This is a genomic window from Micromonospora sp. WMMD1155 (assembly GCF_029581275.1).
Taxonomy (GTDB): Bacteria; Actinomycetota; Actinomycetes; order Mycobacteriales; family Micromonosporaceae; genus Micromonospora.
This window is the reverse complement of sequence record NZ_CP120742.1, coordinates 5,085,208-5,102,657: the sequence shown is the minus strand read 5'-3', so window position 1 is coordinate 5,102,657 and position 17,450 is coordinate 5,085,208. Positions and strand designations below refer to the sequence as shown.

General features: G+C 70.9%; 19 protein-coding genes. 4 read left to right on the top strand and 15 right to left on the bottom strand.

Annotation, left to right across the window (positions count from 1 at the left end):
• The first annotated feature begins 18 nt into the window (after positions 1–18).
• Positions 19–663 carry a class F sortase gene (locus tag O7617_RS23425; RefSeq protein ID WP_282258165.1) on the top strand — a complete coding sequence of 215 codons (645 nt, stop codon included), beginning with the start codon at positions 19–21 and terminating at the stop codon, positions 661–663.
• Between the two features lie 62 nt (positions 664–725).
• Here the strand turns inward: O7617_RS23425 and O7617_RS23420 are convergent, their stop codons facing one another.
• A complete protein-coding gene (locus O7617_RS23420) occupies positions 726–1,403 on the bottom strand; it encodes a C39 family peptidase (RefSeq protein WP_282258163.1) in 678 nt (225 codons plus the stop codon).
• Positions 1,404–2,052: 649 nt separating this feature from the next.
• Here O7617_RS23420 and O7617_RS23415 point away from each other — a divergent pair.
• Positions 2,053–2,859, top strand: coding sequence for a cytochrome c biogenesis protein CcdA (locus O7617_RS23415; protein ID WP_282258161.1), 807 nt, complete (start codon positions 2,053–2,055; stop codon positions 2,857–2,859).
• Between the two features lie 302 nt (positions 2,860–3,161).
• On the opposite strand, the gene O7617_RS23410 is transcribed toward O7617_RS23415, so the two are convergent.
• Positions 3,162–3,818, bottom strand: a complete 657-nt coding sequence (locus tag O7617_RS23410) for a cation transporter (RefSeq protein WP_282258159.1) — start codon at positions 3,816–3,818, stop codon at positions 3,162–3,164.
• A complete protein-coding gene (locus tag O7617_RS23405; protein WP_282264847.1) occupies positions 3,815–4,180 on the bottom strand; it encodes a metalloregulator ArsR/SmtB family transcription factor in 366 nt (121 codons plus the stop codon). The genes O7617_RS23410 and O7617_RS23405 overlap by 4 nt, the downstream gene beginning before the upstream one ends.
• An 84-nt stretch (positions 4,181–4,264) precedes the next feature.
• On the opposite strand from O7617_RS23405, the gene O7617_RS23400 reads away from it, so the two are divergent.
• Positions 4,265–4,879 (top strand): class I SAM-dependent methyltransferase, encoded by a 615-nt coding sequence (locus O7617_RS23400; protein WP_282258157.1) that lies wholly within the window; start codon positions 4,265–4,267, stop codon positions 4,877–4,879.
• 161 nt (positions 4,880–5,040) lie between these two features.
• On the opposite strand, the gene lnt is transcribed toward O7617_RS23400, so the two are convergent.
• The 11 genes from lnt to O7617_RS23345 form a co-directional block, all read right to left on the bottom strand.
• On the bottom strand, positions 5,041–6,633 hold the full coding sequence (gene lnt, locus O7617_RS23395; RefSeq protein ID WP_282258156.1) for an apolipoprotein N-acyltransferase: 1,593 nt from the start codon (positions 6,631–6,633) through the stop codon (positions 5,041–5,043).
• A 121-nt stretch (positions 6,634–6,754) separates the two neighbouring features.
• Entirely contained in the window at positions 6,755–7,435 is a 681-nt protein-coding gene (locus tag O7617_RS23390; protein ID WP_282258155.1) for a DUF305 domain-containing protein, read from the bottom strand.
• Entirely contained in the window at positions 7,432–8,052 is a 621-nt protein-coding gene (locus O7617_RS23385; protein ID WP_282258154.1) for a DUF3105 domain-containing protein, read from the bottom strand. The genes O7617_RS23390 and O7617_RS23385 overlap by 4 nt, the downstream gene beginning before the upstream one ends.
• A 507-nt stretch (positions 8,053–8,559) precedes the next feature.
• Positions 8,560–8,946: a hypothetical protein gene (locus O7617_RS23380; RefSeq protein ID WP_282258153.1), complete on the bottom strand. Its 387-nt coding sequence runs from the start codon at positions 8,944–8,946 to the stop codon at positions 8,560–8,562.
• Positions 8,947–9,103: 157 nt separating this feature from the next.
• Positions 9,104–9,835, bottom strand: a complete 732-nt coding sequence (locus O7617_RS23375; RefSeq protein ID WP_282258152.1) for a DUF1775 domain-containing protein — start codon at positions 9,833–9,835, stop codon at positions 9,104–9,106.
• Between the two features lie 147 nt (positions 9,836–9,982).
• Positions 9,983–11,995, bottom strand: a complete 2,013-nt coding sequence (locus O7617_RS23370; RefSeq protein WP_282258151.1) for a cytochrome c oxidase assembly protein — start codon at positions 11,993–11,995, stop codon at positions 9,983–9,985.
• The gene (locus O7617_RS23365; protein WP_282258149.1) at positions 11,992–12,672 is read right to left on the bottom strand and encodes a copper resistance CopC family protein; all 681 of its coding nucleotides are present in this window, start codon (positions 12,670–12,672) and stop codon (positions 11,992–11,994) included. Before O7617_RS23365 ends, O7617_RS23370 begins: the two co-directional genes overlap by 4 nt.
• Positions 12,666–13,580 (bottom strand): cation diffusion facilitator family transporter, encoded by a 915-nt coding sequence (locus O7617_RS23360; protein ID WP_282258147.1) that lies wholly within the window; start codon positions 13,578–13,580, stop codon positions 12,666–12,668. The genes O7617_RS23365 and O7617_RS23360 overlap by 7 nt, the downstream gene beginning before the upstream one ends.
• Positions 13,581–13,746: 166 nt before the next feature.
• Positions 13,747–14,223 carry a PH domain-containing protein gene (locus O7617_RS23355; RefSeq protein WP_282258145.1) on the bottom strand — a complete coding sequence of 159 codons (477 nt, stop codon included), beginning with the start codon at positions 14,221–14,223 and terminating at the stop codon, positions 13,747–13,749.
• 50 nt (positions 14,224–14,273) lie between these two features.
• Entirely contained in the window at positions 14,274–15,215 is a 942-nt protein-coding gene (locus O7617_RS23350; RefSeq protein WP_282258144.1) for a zf-HC2 domain-containing protein, read from the bottom strand.
• 116 nt (positions 15,216–15,331) lie between these two features.
• Positions 15,332–15,775: a hypothetical protein gene (locus O7617_RS23345; RefSeq protein WP_282258143.1), complete on the bottom strand. Its 444-nt coding sequence runs from the start codon at positions 15,773–15,775 to the stop codon at positions 15,332–15,334.
• A gap of 71 nt (positions 15,776–15,846) precedes the next feature.
• On the opposite strand from O7617_RS23345, the gene O7617_RS23340 reads away from it, so the two are divergent.
• Positions 15,847–16,341 carry a hypothetical protein gene (locus O7617_RS23340; protein ID WP_282258142.1) on the top strand — a complete coding sequence of 165 codons (495 nt, stop codon included), beginning with the start codon at positions 15,847–15,849 and terminating at the stop codon, positions 16,339–16,341.
• A 140-nt stretch (positions 16,342–16,481) separates the two neighbouring features.
• Here O7617_RS23340 and ccsB read toward each other — a convergent pair whose 3' ends face one another.
• Positions 16,482–17,432 (bottom strand): c-type cytochrome biogenesis protein CcsB, encoded by a 951-nt coding sequence (gene ccsB, locus O7617_RS23335; protein ID WP_282258141.1) that lies wholly within the window; start codon positions 17,430–17,432, stop codon positions 16,482–16,484.
• Between the last annotated feature and the right edge of the window lie 18 nt (positions 17,433–17,450).

Genomic DNA, 17,450 nt, shown 5'->3' with positions numbered 1-17,450 from the left:
ATTGCGGCAACCGTCTCGATGGCGGTGACCGGCCTGGTGGCGTTGATCGGGGCGGGGATGATCGTCGCCGCCGTCAATAACCCCGCCCCACAGCCACCCCCGCAGCCCTCGGCTGCGGCCGCGCCCCCGGCAACGGCGCCACTGTCACAGGGCTCGGCGTCCGAATCCGACGGCGCGCCGTCGCGGATCGGCCTACCCGCGTCCGCGCCGACAACGATCACCATCAGCCGCATCGGCGTGCGGGCGAACATCCTTGCCCTCGGCGTCAACGACGACGGCACCGTGCAAGTACCGCCGCTGGAGCAGGCGATGGACGCCGGCTGGTACAAGCTCGGGGTCAGCCCGGGCGAGGTCGGCAACGCGGCGATCATGGGACACGTCGACTCAGAGAAGATCGGGCCGGGGGTGTTCTTCCGCCTCGGTGAGCTCCTGCCCGGCGACACCATCACGGTGAGCCGCGCCGACCGCAGCGAGGCGACCTTCCGGGTCGATGGGGTGAAGTCCTATCCGAAGGAGGCCTTCCCCACCGCGCTGGTGTACGGGCCGTCGGACACCGCGAGCCTACGGGTCATCACCTGCGGCGGGACGTTCGACAAGGAAAAGGGCAGCTACCCCGACAACGTCATCGTCTTCGCCACCCTGATCGGGTCCCGACAGGCCTGACAGCGGACACGACGATGGGGCCAGCCCGTGTCGAGCCAGCCCCATCGAGAATCGTTGTTACGTCAGGCGGAGTAGCCGCGCGAGGCGATCCAGTCGGCCAGCTTGTCGGTGCTGATCCAATACTGGCCCTCCTCCGACCACGAGTCACCGATCTTCACGGTGTTCCCGCCGTCGCGGTAGCCGGTCACGGCGACGTAGTGCCCGCCCTCGTAGGAGTGCGCGTGGCCGTCAGCGTCGACGCCGGTGCCGATGATGTTGGCCACGACGGGTCGCTTGTCGTCCACGGCGCGGACGACGTCGGCGCGCAGCCGCTCGGTCTCAGCCTTGCTGGCCTTCTCGCCGGGGATCTCGACGGTGCGGTAGTCCTTACCGCTGACGTCCTTGAGTACCCGGGTGGTCTCCACCGCGGAGTTGGTGCCCGCCTCGGTGGTGCCCAGCTTCTTCGCAAGCTCGTCCTGGCTCAGGTCCTTGTCCAGCGCGGACAGGGCCATCTTCGTCGCGGCCGGCGCGCAGTAGAAGTAGGTCTCCTGGAAGCCGTACGTGAAGTTCAACTCCTTGCCGCTGTCGCGCGTCTGCGCCACGGAGACCGGCTTGTCTGCCGAGGCCGGCGCGGCGTTTGCCACGGTCGCTGGGCCGGCGACCGCGCCACCGGCCATGGCCAGACCGGCGACAGCCAGCGCAGTCTTGCGGATGAGGGGAGCCTGGGTGAGGTCCGGCAGCCAACGGGTCATGGTGGTCATCGTTCTCACCTCTTGTCCGGGGTCGGGTGCTGCGGGCCGGTGGGAGCCGGCGGCCGCACCTGGGGTCCCGAGCGGGGGTGCTCGGGGCATTGGGTGGCATAACCGTGGCCGGCCGGCCGGCATTCCGCCCCGGGCAGCCCGCCCGGTGCGCAGAAAACTGGATGAACGGGACACCGATCGGCGGACCGGCACGCGCCGAACTCGCGGCGGATTCCTGAACTATGGGGCGGATTCGGCCAGATAGCGTCATCTGACGGCTTATCCCTGTCCGAGTCGACGTTGTCTGCGTCCGGCGGCGGCGCGTCGAGTGGCCCTGACAAGCAGGCGGCGGAGTTCGGCGCATCCGGACGAGGCGGAATCCGCGCGCCGTCTCGGCCAGCACGTCCGTCGCGCCGCCGCCGGCGGCGGGGGTGATGCGCGCCTGCCGCCGCAGCTGCAACGCACCGCCCGCCCGGGCCGGGTAGTGGAGCGGGCAACGTGGCCGGGTCGGTTCGCTCCCCGGCGGCACCGCAGAGGACCCGATACTACGATGGGTAGTAGTGGCATGAGACAATCAGGTTCCGCATTGAGCAGAACCTGATGGAGGGCGGCATGCCGAAAATGGTGGAACCGGCTGCCACGCCGGGTACGGCTCCCGGAGCCAGGTGACATGGGCGAACAGTTCGCGTCCATCGCCGCGTCCGGGCCCCTCCTGGCCGCAATGGCCGTAGCGGCAGCGGCCGGCCTGGTCAGTTTCCTGTCTCCGTGTGTCCTGCCGCTGGTACCGGGCTACCTGTCCTACGTCACCGGCCTGGCCGGCACCGACCTGGACGCCGCCGCGCAGCCCGCCCCGCACCCAACGGCCGGCGGCGTTGCCATCGCGACCCGGCGCCGCGCCCGCGGTCGCGTCGTGGCCGGCACACTCGGGTTCATCGCCGGGTTCGCCGTCGTGTTCGTCACCGTGGCGGTGGCTTTCAACGCCGCTGGCCGGGCCCTGGTGACCAACGCCCGCACCATCGAGATCGCCGCCGGCGCGCTCACCGTACTGCTCGGCGCCGGATACCTCGGGGCATTTCCACTGCTGCAACGGCAGGTCCGCGCCACCCGACTGCCCTCAGCCGGGTTAGCAAGCGCACCGGTGCTCGGCGCGACGTTCGGCCTGTCCTGGACGCCGTGCGTGTCCCCCACTCTCGGTGCGGTGCTCGGCCTCGCTGCGGTGGAATCCACCACCACCACCCGGGCCACCGTCCTCGCGCTGGCCTACTGCTTCGGCCTGGGCCTGCCGTTCCTGCTCGTCGGCCTCGGTCTGCGCCGCGCGCTGACACTGACCCGCGTCGTGCGCCGTCACCATCGCTGGGTCACCCGCGTCGGCGGAGCGCTATTGGTCGCGATTGGGCTCGCGCTGCTCACCGGCGCGTGGACCGACCTGATGATCTGGCTTCGGGCAACGGTCGGGCCAGGCCAGATAGGCATCTAACTCCGATGCTCCCTGGGCATTCCGGCACATGCACGGCCGTCAGCCTGACCCCCGGCCGGCCAGCGCGGACGGCGAGCCGGCCACGACCACAGCGGGCGAAGGTCGGGACGACCCAGGCGGGGCCGTCGGCGCCGCGGCGAACGCCAACCTCGCGTTGTGGATCAGGAACAGCCACAACGGAGCTAGCCGAACCCCGTCGCCTCAACGACTGCCGTGACAAACAGGTCCGAGCCGGCAATGACGGCGGCGATACCCGCCGCCGTTACATGCCGCACTCACACCGGGTCGAACCGGTGCTGGCCTCAGTCGTCATCCTCGTTTTCCTCGACCAGCTCGCCCTCCCACGCCTCACGGCCCTCGTGGATGGCGAACGCGGCGATGACGAACCCGGCCACCGGGTCCAACCACGCGGCGCCGGTGAGCGCGTACAGGCCCAGCCCGAGCAGGGTGGAGATGCTCAGCAGAACGCAAATCTTCGTCTCGGCGGCGTCGGCCAGGATCAGTTGGTCCCCGCCGAGCTGCATTGCCACCCGCTTTTTCGCCGCGGCGAGCACCGGCATGATCACCACTGACGCGGCCAGCAGTACGAGCCCGACGATCGAGGAGTCCGGCTCTTTCCCGCCGATGAGGCTGCGCACTCCCTCGATCACCACGTACGCGGCCAGGACGAAGAACGTCACCGCGACGGCCTTGAGCGTGCGGCGCTCCTTGGCCTCGTCGGCTTCACCGTGGCGCAGCCGCGCCGCCAGACGCAAACCCACCAGCACGGACGCGGCGGACTCGATGCCGGAGTCCAGACCGAACCCGACCAGCGACACCAGCCCGGTGAGCAGCCCGACGGTGATCGCCACGGAACCCTCGACGACGTTGTAGGCGACCGTGAACTGCGCCAGGCGTAGCCCGCGGCGGGTGAGCCGTTCGGTCTCGGCCGGGGTCAGTTCGGTCGACAGCGCGCTCATCGGCCGTCCTGCGTCGTGCAGCCGTACGTCGGGCACAGCGCCACGGCCTCCCCGCTGGTGGCGAGCAGCTTCTCGGCAGCGCGCAGCAGGTCCAGCAGTTCCGGTCGGGCCAGGGCGTAGAACATCTGCCGCCCTTCCGGGCGTGCTGTCGCCAGACCGCAGTCGCGCAGGCAGGCCAGATGCGCCGACACCGTCGACTGCGCCAGACCGAGTTTCCCGGTCAGGTCCACCACCCGCAGTTCCCCGTCAGCGAGCAGCCGCAGGATCGCCAACCGGGTCGGGTCTGCCAGGCCGCGAAACAGTGCCGCCGCCGGCGCTAGGTCATCGGTGAGCCGGGTCGAGACCCGCCCCCCATTTTTCATCGTCACAACGCGATGATAGCGGCCCAGGCCGTTCATCGGTAGAGTCCGGTGACATCGTCGATGACGGGTGGAATGGGGATCGGCATGTTGATGAACCGGATCGAGTCAGCACTGATCAACTCCGCGCCACGGCGATGGCTGCAACGCTGGTACGAAACACCGTGGTTGCTGCACCTCGGCGGCCCACTGCCCGCTGGCGCCCGAACCCTGGAAATCGGCTGTGGTCCCGGATACGGCACCCAGCTCATCCTCGACCGCTTCGGCGCCGCGCACGTCGACGCCCTCGACCTCGACCCCGCCATGATCAACCGCGCCCGGCGGCGCCTGGCCCGCTACGGCGATCGGGTCCGCCTGCACCGCGGCGACGCCGCCGACCTGCGCACCACACTCGGTGCCGGTGACGCCAGCTACGACGCAGTCTTCGACTTCGCGATCATCCACCACATCCCCGACTGGCGCGCGGCGCTGGTTGAGATCGCCCGCGTACTGCGTCCCGGCGGCACCTTCTACTTCGACGAAGTCACCGCCCACGCCCTCGCTCGACCCACCTACCGGCTCCTGTTCGACCACCCCACGCACGACCGGTTCACCGCCGGACAATTCACCACCGCCTGCCACGAGGTCGGCCTCCACGTCGACCCGCGATCCTTCACCCGCATCCGCGGCGACTACCTCATCGGCGCGGCCCGGCGCGCTTGAACCCGCGCCGCCTCGTCGTCGACCGCGCTGAAAGCTACGGCGCCGCCCATGAGCCGCCGTCACGATGGCCGGCGGCGCCTCCGGTGAACCGTTTCGGCAGCGTTCCCCACGTCAGGAAACTACGTCGAGCACCACGAGGCGGGCCGGCAGTCGGCGGCTTATCACGAGGCCGCCCTACCGGGCGGTTTGCGGTGGGTCCGTTCCGCCCGTCGGCGGTACCAGGCGGCGGCTAGGACGGCCAGCGCCGCGCCGACCATGATCGCTTCCGGTGCGGGGCCGAGTCGGGTGGCCAGAGTGCGGGCAGAGGCGAGGCGGACCTCGCGAACCAGCACCGCGGAGGTGTTCATCGCGGTGGCGTCGATCGCGGTGCCGTCGGGCTCGACGAACGCGGAGATGCCGACGGTGGAGGCCATCAGCGCGGGACGGGCGTGTTCGACCGCCCGCAGGCGGACCATCGCCAGTTGCTGACTGGCCTGCGCGTGGTTGAAGGTGGCGTTGTTCGTCTGCACAGCCAGCAACTGCGCGCCCCGGCTCACGCCGTCGCGCACGAGAGCGTCGTAGGCGACCTCGAAGCAGATGACGTCACCGACCGGTACACCGCCGATGTCCAACGGCCCCGGGTCGCTGCCCGCGACGAAGTCAGCCCGCACCCGATCCACGAGCGGGGTGACCCGACGTATCAAGCTCCGCATCGGCACATATTCCGCGAACGGGACCGGGTGACGCTTGACGTAGATGCCGGTCGGACCGTCGGCGGCGGTCCACACCAGCCCGGCGTTGCGGACCGTGCCGGGGCGCGGTCCTTGCAGGACGGCCCCGACCAGGATCGGGGCGTCGATCGTCCGCGCCGCTTCGGTGATGCGGGTGGCCGCGTCGGCGTTCGTCAACGGGTCAATGTCGGAGGCATTTTCCGGCCACACCACCAGGTTGGGCCGTGGTCTGCGGCCAGCCCGCACGTCGTCGGCAAGATCCAGGGTGGCATCGACGTGGTTGTCCAGCACGGCACGGCGTTGCGCGTTGAAGTCCAGACCCATCCGCGGCACGTTGCCCTGCACCACCGCCACGACCACCGACCGTCCGTTGGCGGCCGGCGTCGGCACCACCTCGCCGAGCAGCAACACGACGCTCGCGGCACCGACCAGCGCGGCGACGCGTCCCGCCGGCCAACGCGAGGTAACGATCAGCCGCCACAATGCCATCGCGACCAGCCCGCCCGCGGTGGCCACGACGAACGTGACAAGCGGCGCCCCGCCGAGCGCGGCCCAGCGCAGCGTCGGCGCCTCGGCCTGGCTGAACGCCAGGCGTCCCCACGGGAACCCTCCAAACGGAATCCGCGAACGAAGGGCTTCCTGCGCCGTCCACAGCAGGCCCGTCACCAATGGCCACGCCCACGGTTGACGGTCGACGAGCCCGCTGGTGTATGCGGCAGCGCACCCCAGCGCCGCCAAGAACAGCGCCTGCAGGCTGGCCAGCAGCAGCCAGGGCCACCAACCGATCTGCAACCCGGTGAAACTCAACAGCGGCACGAAGAACGTCATGCCCGTCGCGACGCCCAACCCCGCAGCCGCCGCTACCCGTTGCCGGCGCACCGACACGGCCAACAGCGCCACGCCGAGAGGCGCAGCCCACCAATGGCCGTACGGCGGGAAAGCAATCCACAGGGTGAAGCCCGCGGCGACCGCTGCGACCAGCGCGACCGGCCCGGACAAACGCGGACCGTTCGAGCGGGCCGCCTCGAGGCGGTACCAGCGCACGTGCCCGAGGCGTTGGCCGCTGGGATCAGGAAGCCGGGTGGCGGTGGTCGCCCGTTCGTCTGTAGCGGAGGTGTGAGGTCGGGCGGTTCCCGATGGCGGGGCGACAACTTTGGGGGGCATGTCAGTCGGTGGGCGCATCGCTGGCGGCGCTGGCGTGCAGCCGGTTACGCAGCGTTTCCAGGGCGGTGATCTCGGCCTGCTGTCCGGCACGCATCCGTGTTGCGAGGTCGCGAACCTCCGGACGGGGTTCGGCGGACAGGATCGCGTCGACCATAGTGATCCCGCCCCGGTGGTGGCGGACCATCAGATCGGCGAACCTGATGTTCAGGTTGCCGCCGGTGCTCTCGCGTAGCTGGCTGATCTCGGCCTTGCTGGCCAAGCCCGGCATCGTGCCTGCCGGTGCCGGCTGCCCGTCCCCGTGGTCCATGCTGGCCATGTCGCGCATCCAGGTCATGGCCGGTTGACTGCCCGTCGGTGGTAGACCCCACTGGGTCAGCCAGGTCCGCATGATGCCGATCTGCGCCTGCTGGGTCAGGGCGATATCCATGGCGAGGGTCGCAACCTCGGGATCATCGGTACGGGCGTGCACGATCATCGCCATCTCCACCGCCTGCGCGTGGTGCGTCGCCATGTCTCGGGCGAACCCGGCGTCGGCAGACGCATCGTCTGGTGTTCTCAGGGCGGGGGCGAGCAGCCCCACCGCCAGTCCCAGAGCGAACACGACAAGGGCCGCGCCGGCGAGCGGCCACCAGCGTCGTGGTGGATCCGGCTGCGGTGACGGGGGCGCCTGAGGGTCGCTCATCGCTGCTCCTGCTGGCCCGGCTGGCCCTGCTGGCCCGGCTGACCCTGCTGGGGCAGTTCGCGGGGCGTCGTGCCGGTGGCGGTGATCCCACCGGAGCAGGTCGCGCCCTGCTCCGGTCCGGCGTTGAGCCGGGCGGACCGGATGAACTCGTCGATCTGCTCGTCATCGGCGGAGGGGACGGTGAGGCGGTAACCCCACGCCTGCAGCGAGATCGGCGCGTCGAGCGCGTCGTGAGGGCTGAGCATCATGTAGTCGACGCCGCGGACTCGCTCGGCCAGGCGCTGCACCTGCTCGGCGGGGAGGTCGGGCCGGTAGGTGATCCACACCGCGCCGTGTTCCATGCTGTGGGTGGCGTGCTCGGCGGCGATCGGCGCGTCGTAGACGTCGCCGGTGCAGTTCTGCCAGGCGGTGTTGTGGCTGCCGCCGACCGAGGGAGTCACCTCGTAGGTCAGTGGCCCGCTCTTGTGTTCGCTGGTCAACCATGCCGGCTTCTGCGAGGCGTAGTCCGTGACGCCAGCTAGGGCGGTCAGGCGGTCGGCCCACGGTCGGGTGCCTTGCCAGGTGCTGATTGCGGCGTAGCCGATGATGGACACGACCAGGACGCTGACAGCCGTCACGACGGCGATCGCCCCCCAGGGCCGGCCGGGGTGGACCGGGAGAACCTTTGGGCGGCGGGTGCGGGCTGAGGACTTTGAGGACTTTGAGGACTTTGAGGACTTTGAGGACTTTGAGCGTTTCATCGCGGTGTCTCTCCGAAGGTGTCGTGGGGTACGAAGGGGGCGGTAGCCGAGGTGTGAGAGGTCGTCGGTTGGCGGCGTCGCGGCCGGAGCCGCTGGCAGGAAGCCAGGCTTGCCGGTGGGAATGCAACGGCTGTGGGGGATACGGCTGGGTGCGGCGAGGTGCTCCGGCACGAGCGACCCGGAGACGACGCTGCTGTCGTGGTGGGACCGGGGTACGTGCCTGCACCATTCACGGGTCCGAACCAGGTTTGCCGGGGGCGACTAGGACCCAATGACGCGGGGTCCAGACGTGTAGATCGGCGCGCGGCGCGCGGCTTCCCGTCGCCGATCCGGTGCGACGGGCTCAGCCGTGTGACCGTGGGCGTGTCGCCGGTGTCGGGCGGTCTACGTTCGCCAGAGGGCGAGCTGCGCCAGGCGGGGACACAGGTAGGTGCCCACCTGGGGGGTACCGACCCGGGGGGCGGGGGTCGGGGTGAGGCGGAAGGTCACCGGTGCGACCGACGGCATGACGGTGACCGTTACCGGCGCGGTGCTCGACGACAGGGCCGGGCACGCCTGCTCGGCATGACCGCGACGCTCCGCAGGACAGTCACGGCCGTCGTGGGCGGCACTCGCGCCGCCGGCCGTCACGGACGGCGCGTGGCCCGCGGTATCGGAGATGTCCGTGCTGGGATGGGCGAGGACAAGCCCGACGAGGACGACCACGAGCAGGCAGAGCCGCCGACTGAGCCGGGCGGCTCGCCGCGTCGTTGGTGACTCCCACCGTGTCATCGTGGGAGATCCTAGCCGCCGTGTTCGAGGCCGGTGCGGGCGTTGCGGCCGATGCCGACGCTGGCGGCTCCGCCTTCCGGTGTGACCCGGGCACCGATCGGCGCCCGCAGACCGATGACCTCGACGACGCCTGGGAGCTGGTGCGAGGGTGCGTCTGTCACAGCTGGCGGCGGCGCTGCCGGACGTAGAGCGCGCCGCCTACGGCGGCGAGGACTGCCAGCAGAACCCCGGCACCTATCCAGAGCCCACCATTGCCCGCGGCCGGCTCGTCGCTGGCCGCAGGGAACGCGGTGACGGCGGCGTCGGTGGCGGGGGCGTCGGTGGCGGGGGCGTCGGTGGCGGCGCTACTGGGCGCCGCGCTCGGGGTGGCAGAGGCCGTGGTGGGCGCCGCGCTGGCCGGCGGCGCCGCGGCGGCGAGCTTGACGGTGGGCGCGGGGTTGGCGGGTTCGGGATTCCCGGCACTGGGGACCTCGATCCACCTGTCGACGCGACCGTCGCTGTAGGTCTGCAGGACCTTGAACGACACCTGCGGGGCGTTCGGCAGTTGCCGTACCCGCACCTGGTGCTCGGCGTCCGTACCGACGGGCACGGCCGGTCCGCCGACGGTGTAGCTGTCGGCCGCCTTGCTGCTCAACTTCCACCCCTTGGGGGCTTTGAGCAGAGTGACGTCCGGGGCGGTGATGCCGTCGGGCAGAAACACCTGCACCGATTTGACGCCGGCGTCGTCGGATTCGGCCTCGGCGTTGACCGTCACGACGGCGTTGCTCGCGCCTGCTCGGGCCGGGCTGACCTTGACGCCGGTGTGCGCGGAAGCCGGCGTGCCGATGGCCACCGCGCAAGCGGCTCCGGCGAGCATCGTGACTGCGAGAGCGAAGTACCGACGCCTCATGACTGTCCTCGTCCTTCGGTTGCTCGAGCTGATCTTCGATGGTTTCTGGGTGCTGTTTGCTGGTAGTCGCTTGCGCGCGTCCGCCAGTTCCCGCGGTGACCGAACCTGCTTCACCGCGGCGATCGCCTCCTAGCCAGTTGCACGTGGTTACCCGCGGACTTGGCGGTCGCGTTCGGCAAGGTCGGCCAGCATGCGGTTGTAGGCGGCCAGTTCACCGTCCTCACGCCCCTCCGCCTCCGCGCGGTCGGCGGCGCGGTCACGGCGGCGGGCTTCGCGCTCGTCGGCACGGATCCACTGCCGCACCAGTGCGCCCATGACGATGATCGTGGGTAGCTCACCGAAGGACCAGGCGATACCCCCGGCGGTGCGCTGATCCGCTAAGGGGGTGGGCCCCCACGGCCGGGCCAGCGCTGTCCACCAGTCAGCGGCCAGCAGGGTGGTGGACTGCATGAGCGCGACGCCGAGGAACGCGTGCAGCACCATGCTGATCAGCACCAGCACCAGTTTCAGTGGGTGCGGGACGCGGCGCGGGGCCGGGTCGATCCCGATGACCACCCAGAAGAACAGATACCCGACGACGAGGAAGTGTCCGACCATGGCCAGGTGCGCGGCGTGCGAGCGCACCGCCAGCTCGTACAGGCCGGTGAAGTACAGCACGTACAGGCTGACGACGTAGAGGGTCAGCGCCACCACCGGGTGGGTCACCGCCCGGGAGATCCGCGAGTGCAGGGCGCTCTGCAGCCACTCGCGGGGTCCCGGCCAGCGTGGGTCCGTCGACGGGGGCAGGGCCCGCAGGGCGAGCGTGAGCGGTCCGGCGAGCACGAGCAGGATCGGCGCCACCATCATCAACAGCAGGTGCTGGGCCATGTGGATGGAGAACAGCACCGGGCCGTAGCGGGCCAGCCCGCTGGAGGTGGCCACGACGATCACGGCGCAGCCGGCCAGCCAGGTCACAGTGCGGGCTACCGGCCAGGTGTCACCGCGGCGGTGCAGCCGCCAAACCCCAGCCACATACAGTCCGGCGGCGAGCACTGCGGCAGCGATGATCAGCGGCTCCGGCAGCCACGCGCTCGCCAGCGTGCCGATGGTCATCGGTGCTGGCATCGGGAAGCCTAGGAGGCTGGTGACCGGGTCTTCCTCACCGCCGCCCACGGGAGTGGGGGTGCGCGACAGCGCGACGGCAGTGCCGACGGCGGCGGCGAACAGCAGCGTCTCCACACCAGCGACCCGCAGGAACGGCAGCCGCCGCCCGGCGTTCAGCGCGGGGATCGCGCGGCGGCGGTGCACCAGGCCCGCGACCGCGATGGCGGCCAGCGCGGCGGTCTTGACCAGCAGGAGCTGCCCGTAACGGGTGTCGACAAGGTCGGTCAGGGCGGTGAGGCGAACCGAGGCCGACAGCAGCCCGGAGGCACCGACGGCGACCAGGCAGGCCAGCGCCAGCGGGGAGAACCGGCGGACCGCGACGGCGAGGTCGGCGGTCGCGCCGCGGGCGGTGATGGCGAGGGCGAACAGGCCACCGGCCCACACGGTCACCGACAGCACGTGCAGCAGCAGCCCGGACACCGCGAGCTGGTGGTTGCTCGCCGAAGCGGCGTGGCCGGTGAACACCGGTGGGATGACCGCCGCGAGGGCCAGCGGTAGAGCTACCACCGCGCCACTGGGTCGTAGGCTCCTGACCGCAATGATCATCACGACCAGGGACAGTGTGCCGCTAAGCGCCAATGCTTGGCCCAGCGGCACGGTGGTCGCGAAGTTGAGCACCGCGCGGACCGAGAGGACCTGGGACGCGGGCAGGCCGAACAGGTCAACCAGGGTGTAGCAGAGCGCCACCGCCGCCGCGACCGACCACAGGCCGGCGCTGATCGCCGCAGCGCGCAGCCGCCGGTAGCCCAGCGCGGACAGGCTCCCGCCGTCCTCTTGAGGGGACAGCAGTAGGACGGCGAGCAGCAACCCGACCGTGGTGACCGCGCCGACCTGCATCCCGAGACGCGCCGTCGGCAGCAACCAGGCGGTGGTGGCGCCGGGGTCGGGCAGCCCTGGCGCGGTCTGAGCGACCGCGCCGCCACCCCAGCGCAACAGCGCCGCGCCGAATCCGGCAGCGACGAGCACTCCCCCAACCGGTACCAGGACCGGCCGGCGTAGGACAGCTGCGAGGTTCATCGCCGCCCTACCCGTCGCCGCCACACCAGCAGCCCCAGCCCGGCCGCGAGCGCGGCCAGCAGCGCCACGACGACTCCGATACCCAGGCCGCTGCCGTCATCGTCGCTGGCGGTGCCGGCAGCGGGCGACGGTACGGCCGCCGGCGGGGCGGAGTCCGGGGTGGGGGCCTGCGGCCCGGCGGAGGCGGCAACCGAAGGGCTGGTGACCGACGACGTGGTAACGGTGAAGGTGTACGAGCCCTGCACCGGGTGCCCGTCGACGGAAACCACCCGGTACGCCACCGTATATGTGCCCGCGGCCAAGCCCGAGGCCAGTGGCTGCGTGGCGCGAACCCCGGACACTGTTGGCTTACCGGCGGTCACCGGCTGCTTGTCAGCGTTGGTGACTGCGATCGTGGTGAACTGCGGGTCGAGGCGTTCGGCGAAGGCCAGGTTCACGCGTTCGGGCGCTGATGCGACCTGGGCGTCTCGCGTTGGGCTGGATTCCCGCAGCGCGTTATGCGCCCACGCCGGTGCGGCGGGCACCAGCAGGACTGCGATCGTGGCACACAGCGCCACCCCGAAGCGGCCGAGAGCTCCGAAAGGTTGTGGGCGATTCACCGAAACTCCCTGGATTGCCGATAGTTCGTCAGGTAGTCGTCGCCACCTGCCGGATAGTTCCTCATGAAATGTCACCATTCGCTGCCGTCGCAGACGCCGTCGGCTCCGGCTGGCTCGGCCTGAAGGGTGGCGTGTGCGATGGAGAAGCGGTCGTGCAGCAGCTTGCGGGAGCCGGACAGCACCTCGGCCAAGCCGGCGCCGCGCTTAAGGATCAGATGGGCTGAGGCGACATCCATCCCGGAGGTCAACGTCCACACGTGCAGGTCGTGCACGTCGGCAACCCCGTCGACCGCGCGCAGCGCCTCGCGCACGGCGACGACGTCCAGGTGCGGCGGAGCGGCCTGCACGAGCACCCGTACGGCGGCCCGGCCGAGCGTGTAGGTCCGCGGGAGGATGAACAGGCCCACCGCCACGGCGATGATCGGGTCGGCGTACCACCAGTCGGTGAGCGCGATCACGGCTGCGGCGACGATCACACCGACCGAGGTGAACAGGTCTCCGAGGACTTCCAGGTAGGCGCCGCGCACGTTCAGGCTCTCCTGGGAACCGGAGCGCAGCAAGAGGAACGCCACGATGTTGGCGAGCAGGCCGGCGACGGCCACCGCCAGCATCGGCCCGGCGAGGACCTGTGGCGGTTGGGCGAAGCGGCGGACCGCCTCGATGAGGACGTAGATCGCGACCCCGAACAGCAGCACCGCGTTGGCCAGGGCGGCGAGGACCTCGGTCCGGTACAACCCGAAGGTGCGCTGCCCGTCGCGGGAGGCCCGGCTCGCCGCGGTGATCGCGGCCAGGGCCATACCGATGCCGAGCACGTCGGTGAACATGTGCCCGGCGTCGGAGAGCAGCGCCAGGGAACCGGTCAGCCATGCCGCGACCGCCTCGATCAGCATGAAAGCCAGCAGCAGGGCGAACGCGGCCCAGAGCCGCCCTTTGTGCTTTTCGCCCGCCCGCATCACCTGCTGGCCGTGGTCGTGTCCCGCGCCCATCGCCCCGTCCCTTCCCGATTCTTGTCCGCGCGCCAACATATGCGGACATTGCAATAGCTGCAAACGTGCGGTGTTCCTGGCCGCGCTTCCGGTCGGGCCGCTGGTGAGCCGGCGCTCCGACCAACCGGACCGGACCCGGGCTGGGGGGTCGCGGCACCGGGCCAGGTCACTTCGGTGCTGGTGGCGTTTGACCTATCGAGTCGGGGTCGGGCCCGCCACTTTGGGCGCGGCCGGCTGCGTGAAGTTGGCGCAGGCGTCGCACCGCTGTCACCGCCTCGTCGCCGTCGATGACCTGCACCGCGAACAGGGGCAGTGGCTCGCCGTTGGTCAGCTCCAGTGACGCCCACAGTGCCCTGCGGTCGAAACGCACCCGGTCCACCAGGGCCCAGGCGACGGTGTGGTCACCGAGCAGATTGCGCACCCGGACATATTCGGCGTCCACCTCCACCCGCAGCCGCCACGGCACCAGGGCCAGCGCGGCGAAGAACACACCCGTGCCGGCCACCGCCCACCTGTCGGCCGGGAACAGGGTCCCGCCGTTGGAGGTCGTGCCGCTGAGCGTCAGTCCCGCGAACGCGTTGATCGCGAGGATCACGGCGGCGGCGGCGAGGCTGATCCACCTGAGCCGGCGCGGCCGCAGCACTACCACCTCATCCGGTAGTGCCTCTGCCCGACGCTGGTGTCCGCGCGGCGCTATGTCTCGCATGTGCCCTCCGAAGTCGTTGCGTTCACACCGGTGATGCGGGTGTCGTTGCCCGCCCGTGGCTCGCGGGTTAAGGCGGCTCCCGGCTGCGCCGCGCGCGCCGAGGGATCCGGCGGTGACAAGCGCCGCGACGGCGCGGAGTCGTCTTCCACGCGTAGGCGAAGCTGCCACCGTGATCCCGCCTGCCGCCGGGACGGCAGCGGCCCGTCGCCGTGGCACCCGTGCCGCGTCAGGAGCAGGGTGATGGCGTAGCCGGCGAGCAGGACCGAGTGGTTTGTCAGGCGCTGCACCGCCACCGTCGAGGTGAGCATGTCGTTGACCGACAGCAGGACGAGCGTGGCGACAAAGGCTGTCAGCAGGGGCACCATGTCCGCCGCCGCGGATCGTCGCACCGCGACGACCACGAACCCGGCGCCGACAGCGATGTTCCAGGCCGCGGACTCGTGCCACAGATGTTGCCCGCCGGGCAGGTGCCCATCAGCGGCGCCCCGGCCGACCTGCGCGAGCCCCAGCATCACCTGCACCGCCCCGAGCGTTCCCAGCGCCGCGCGTAGCACTGCCACCATTCGTCGCCGCGCCGGCCCGTTCCTGCGGCGCTGTGCTGCTTGGGACACGGGCAGGGACGCCAGGAGCACGGTCAGCTCGGGAGGGGGACCCACCAGTCGGATCCGGGCCCGCCGGCTGATGTCCGCCGCCCGGTCGTGCCAACGCCGGCAGTTCGGACACGCATCGAGGTGCCTGCCCACAGCAGCCCCCTGCGGGCCGGTCTCCTCGCCGTCGAGCTGCGCCGACAGGATCTCGCGCCACCGCTCACACCACATGATCGGGTGGTCGCCCCCCGGTCCGGTGCGGTTCCGGCGCACCCGCACATCCATTCGATGCGCGCTGTCGGTGGCGTCACGCCGAACGATGCCCTGACTCGTGTCGGTCACACCGACTGCGTGCCGGGGCCCGCGCACGTCGGCGATCACAGCGTGCCCGGCAGCGCCACCGCCGTCGGGTAGAGGAGCTGTCGGCCGAAACCGGCCGGCCGCCTGCGGCGGCGGGGTCAGCGGTCGTCGAAGCCGGGATAGTCCGACAGGCGCCGGCGCGGGTCGGCATTGAGCCACCGCAGTCTGTGCATGTACGCGGCGGCGGCCGGGTCGTCTTCGTCCTGGCGGGCGGCCTCGACGGTCGGCGTCAGCTGCGGCACCGGGCCCGCGTCGGTGTCGCCCCGGCGAAACAACCAGGACTGCCCGACGCTGACCGTCGGCGCCGTGGTGGGCGGCCCCGATGAGCCGGCGACGCGGCTCAGACGCTCGCGCACCACCCGGGTCCAGAAGAACACACCGAAGGCGGCGAACAGTGGCCACTGCAACGCGTACCCGAGACTGCGCCCGTCGCCTCGGAGCGCATGCTCCCACTGCCACCAGCCCAACCGTAGGCACACCGCAGCGATCACACCGATGACCAGGTGCCCGAGCAGCCACCACGGTCTGAGCCAAGCCGACATGTCGCCACGATAGCTGCCTAAACCGGCCCACCGGCAACTCACCCCAATGAGTGATGACATACCGTGGCCTGGTGAAGGTATTCCCCGTTGCCCTGGACTCGGGCCAGACCGCCAGCCTGCGCCTGGATGCCACGACAGTGTTCATCACCGTCAGTGCGTCGCGGTGGCGGCGCCTGCTGCGCTTCTCTGCCGGGTCGGTGTTGCTCGGGCTGGGCCTCGCGGCGGTCGCCAACGGCGTCACCCACGCCGTCAACGAACGCGTGGGTCTCGGGCTGGTAGTCGGAGCCGTGGCTCTCGTCGTCGCCGGGGCACTGGGCGCCGCGGCCGCAGGGGCTCTCATCTGGCGCGCCGAGCGACTCCCGACGGACAGCCTGAGTGCCGACGAGGTGAGCTTCGCCCGCAGTGACGCCACCGACGGTCGGGTCACCGTGACCGTCGAGCGCGCCGACGGCGCCACCCGCCACTTCAGCGCGACCGGCACGGCCGGCCCGCGTACGGCGCAACTGTTCGCGCGGATGCTCGCCGTGGCGGCCTCGACCGACAAAACCACTGCCTCGACCCCGTAAAGCCTGCGTCCCGGCACTACCGCCACCGTGGCCGGCCAGCACCAGCGCGACCTTCGGCAATGCCTGTCTGGGAGCGCGCGTCGCCGCTCTCGCGCGGCAACCCAGCTCCGCCGCGCAGCGTTCACCCTGGTCGACATGCGTCACGTACCCGCGTAGGAGTGCAGCCCGGAAATAACCAGGTTCACCGCGAAGAGGTTGAAGACCATCGTCGCCCACCCGGCCACCGCGAGCCACGCCCCGGTTGTGGGCCGCACGCTGGCCGTGGCCTGCGCGTGCAGATAGGCGGCGTATACCACCCAGGAGATGAACGCCCACGTCTCCTTCGGGTCCCACCCCCAGTAGCGGCCCCACGAAGCTTCCGCCCACACCGCGCCAGCCATCACCGCGAACGTCCACACCAGGAACCCGGTCGCGTGCAAGCGGAACGACATCCGCCGCAGCGGCTGCAGCGCCGGCAACCGCATGGCAAGGGTGTCACGCAAATCTGTCGGCCGACCGGCGCCTCGGGCGTCGTAGCGGGCCCGCAGCAGCAGTGCCACCGCGGCCAGGAACCCGAGCAGGAACAGCCCAGAGGCGATCGCGGCGGCGCTGACGTGCACCGCCAGCCACATCGACTGCAACGCCGGCACCAGCGGACCCGCCGGCGTATAGACGCGCAGGCCCGCCACGCCCAGCAGAATCACCGCGCCCACCGCCACGTACAGGCCCAGCGGCCGAACCTCCCGACGGCGGGCGGCCAGCGCCAGCCAGGCGACCGTGCCGACCAGCGTGAGCGCGACGATGAACTCGTACATGTTGCCCCACGGCACCCGCCCCGCAGCTACCGCCCGCGCCACCAGGCAGCCGGCCTGCGCGAGCGCCGCCACCACCATGGCCATCACCGCACCCAATCCAGCCCGGCGATGGTTCTCCAAGCGCGCTGGGGTTGGTGCCTCGGGACGTAACGGCATTGAGGACGTTCCGGCCGCGACGAGGGCCGGCCGGCGCGACCGGTCTGTGCCACGCAGGGCGTGTGCGGTGGCGAACGCGATCACCGCGGCCAGGTACGCCACGACGGAAACAACGAACAGTTGGTTCGACAGTGCAGCCATGAGCCTTCCAGACGAATC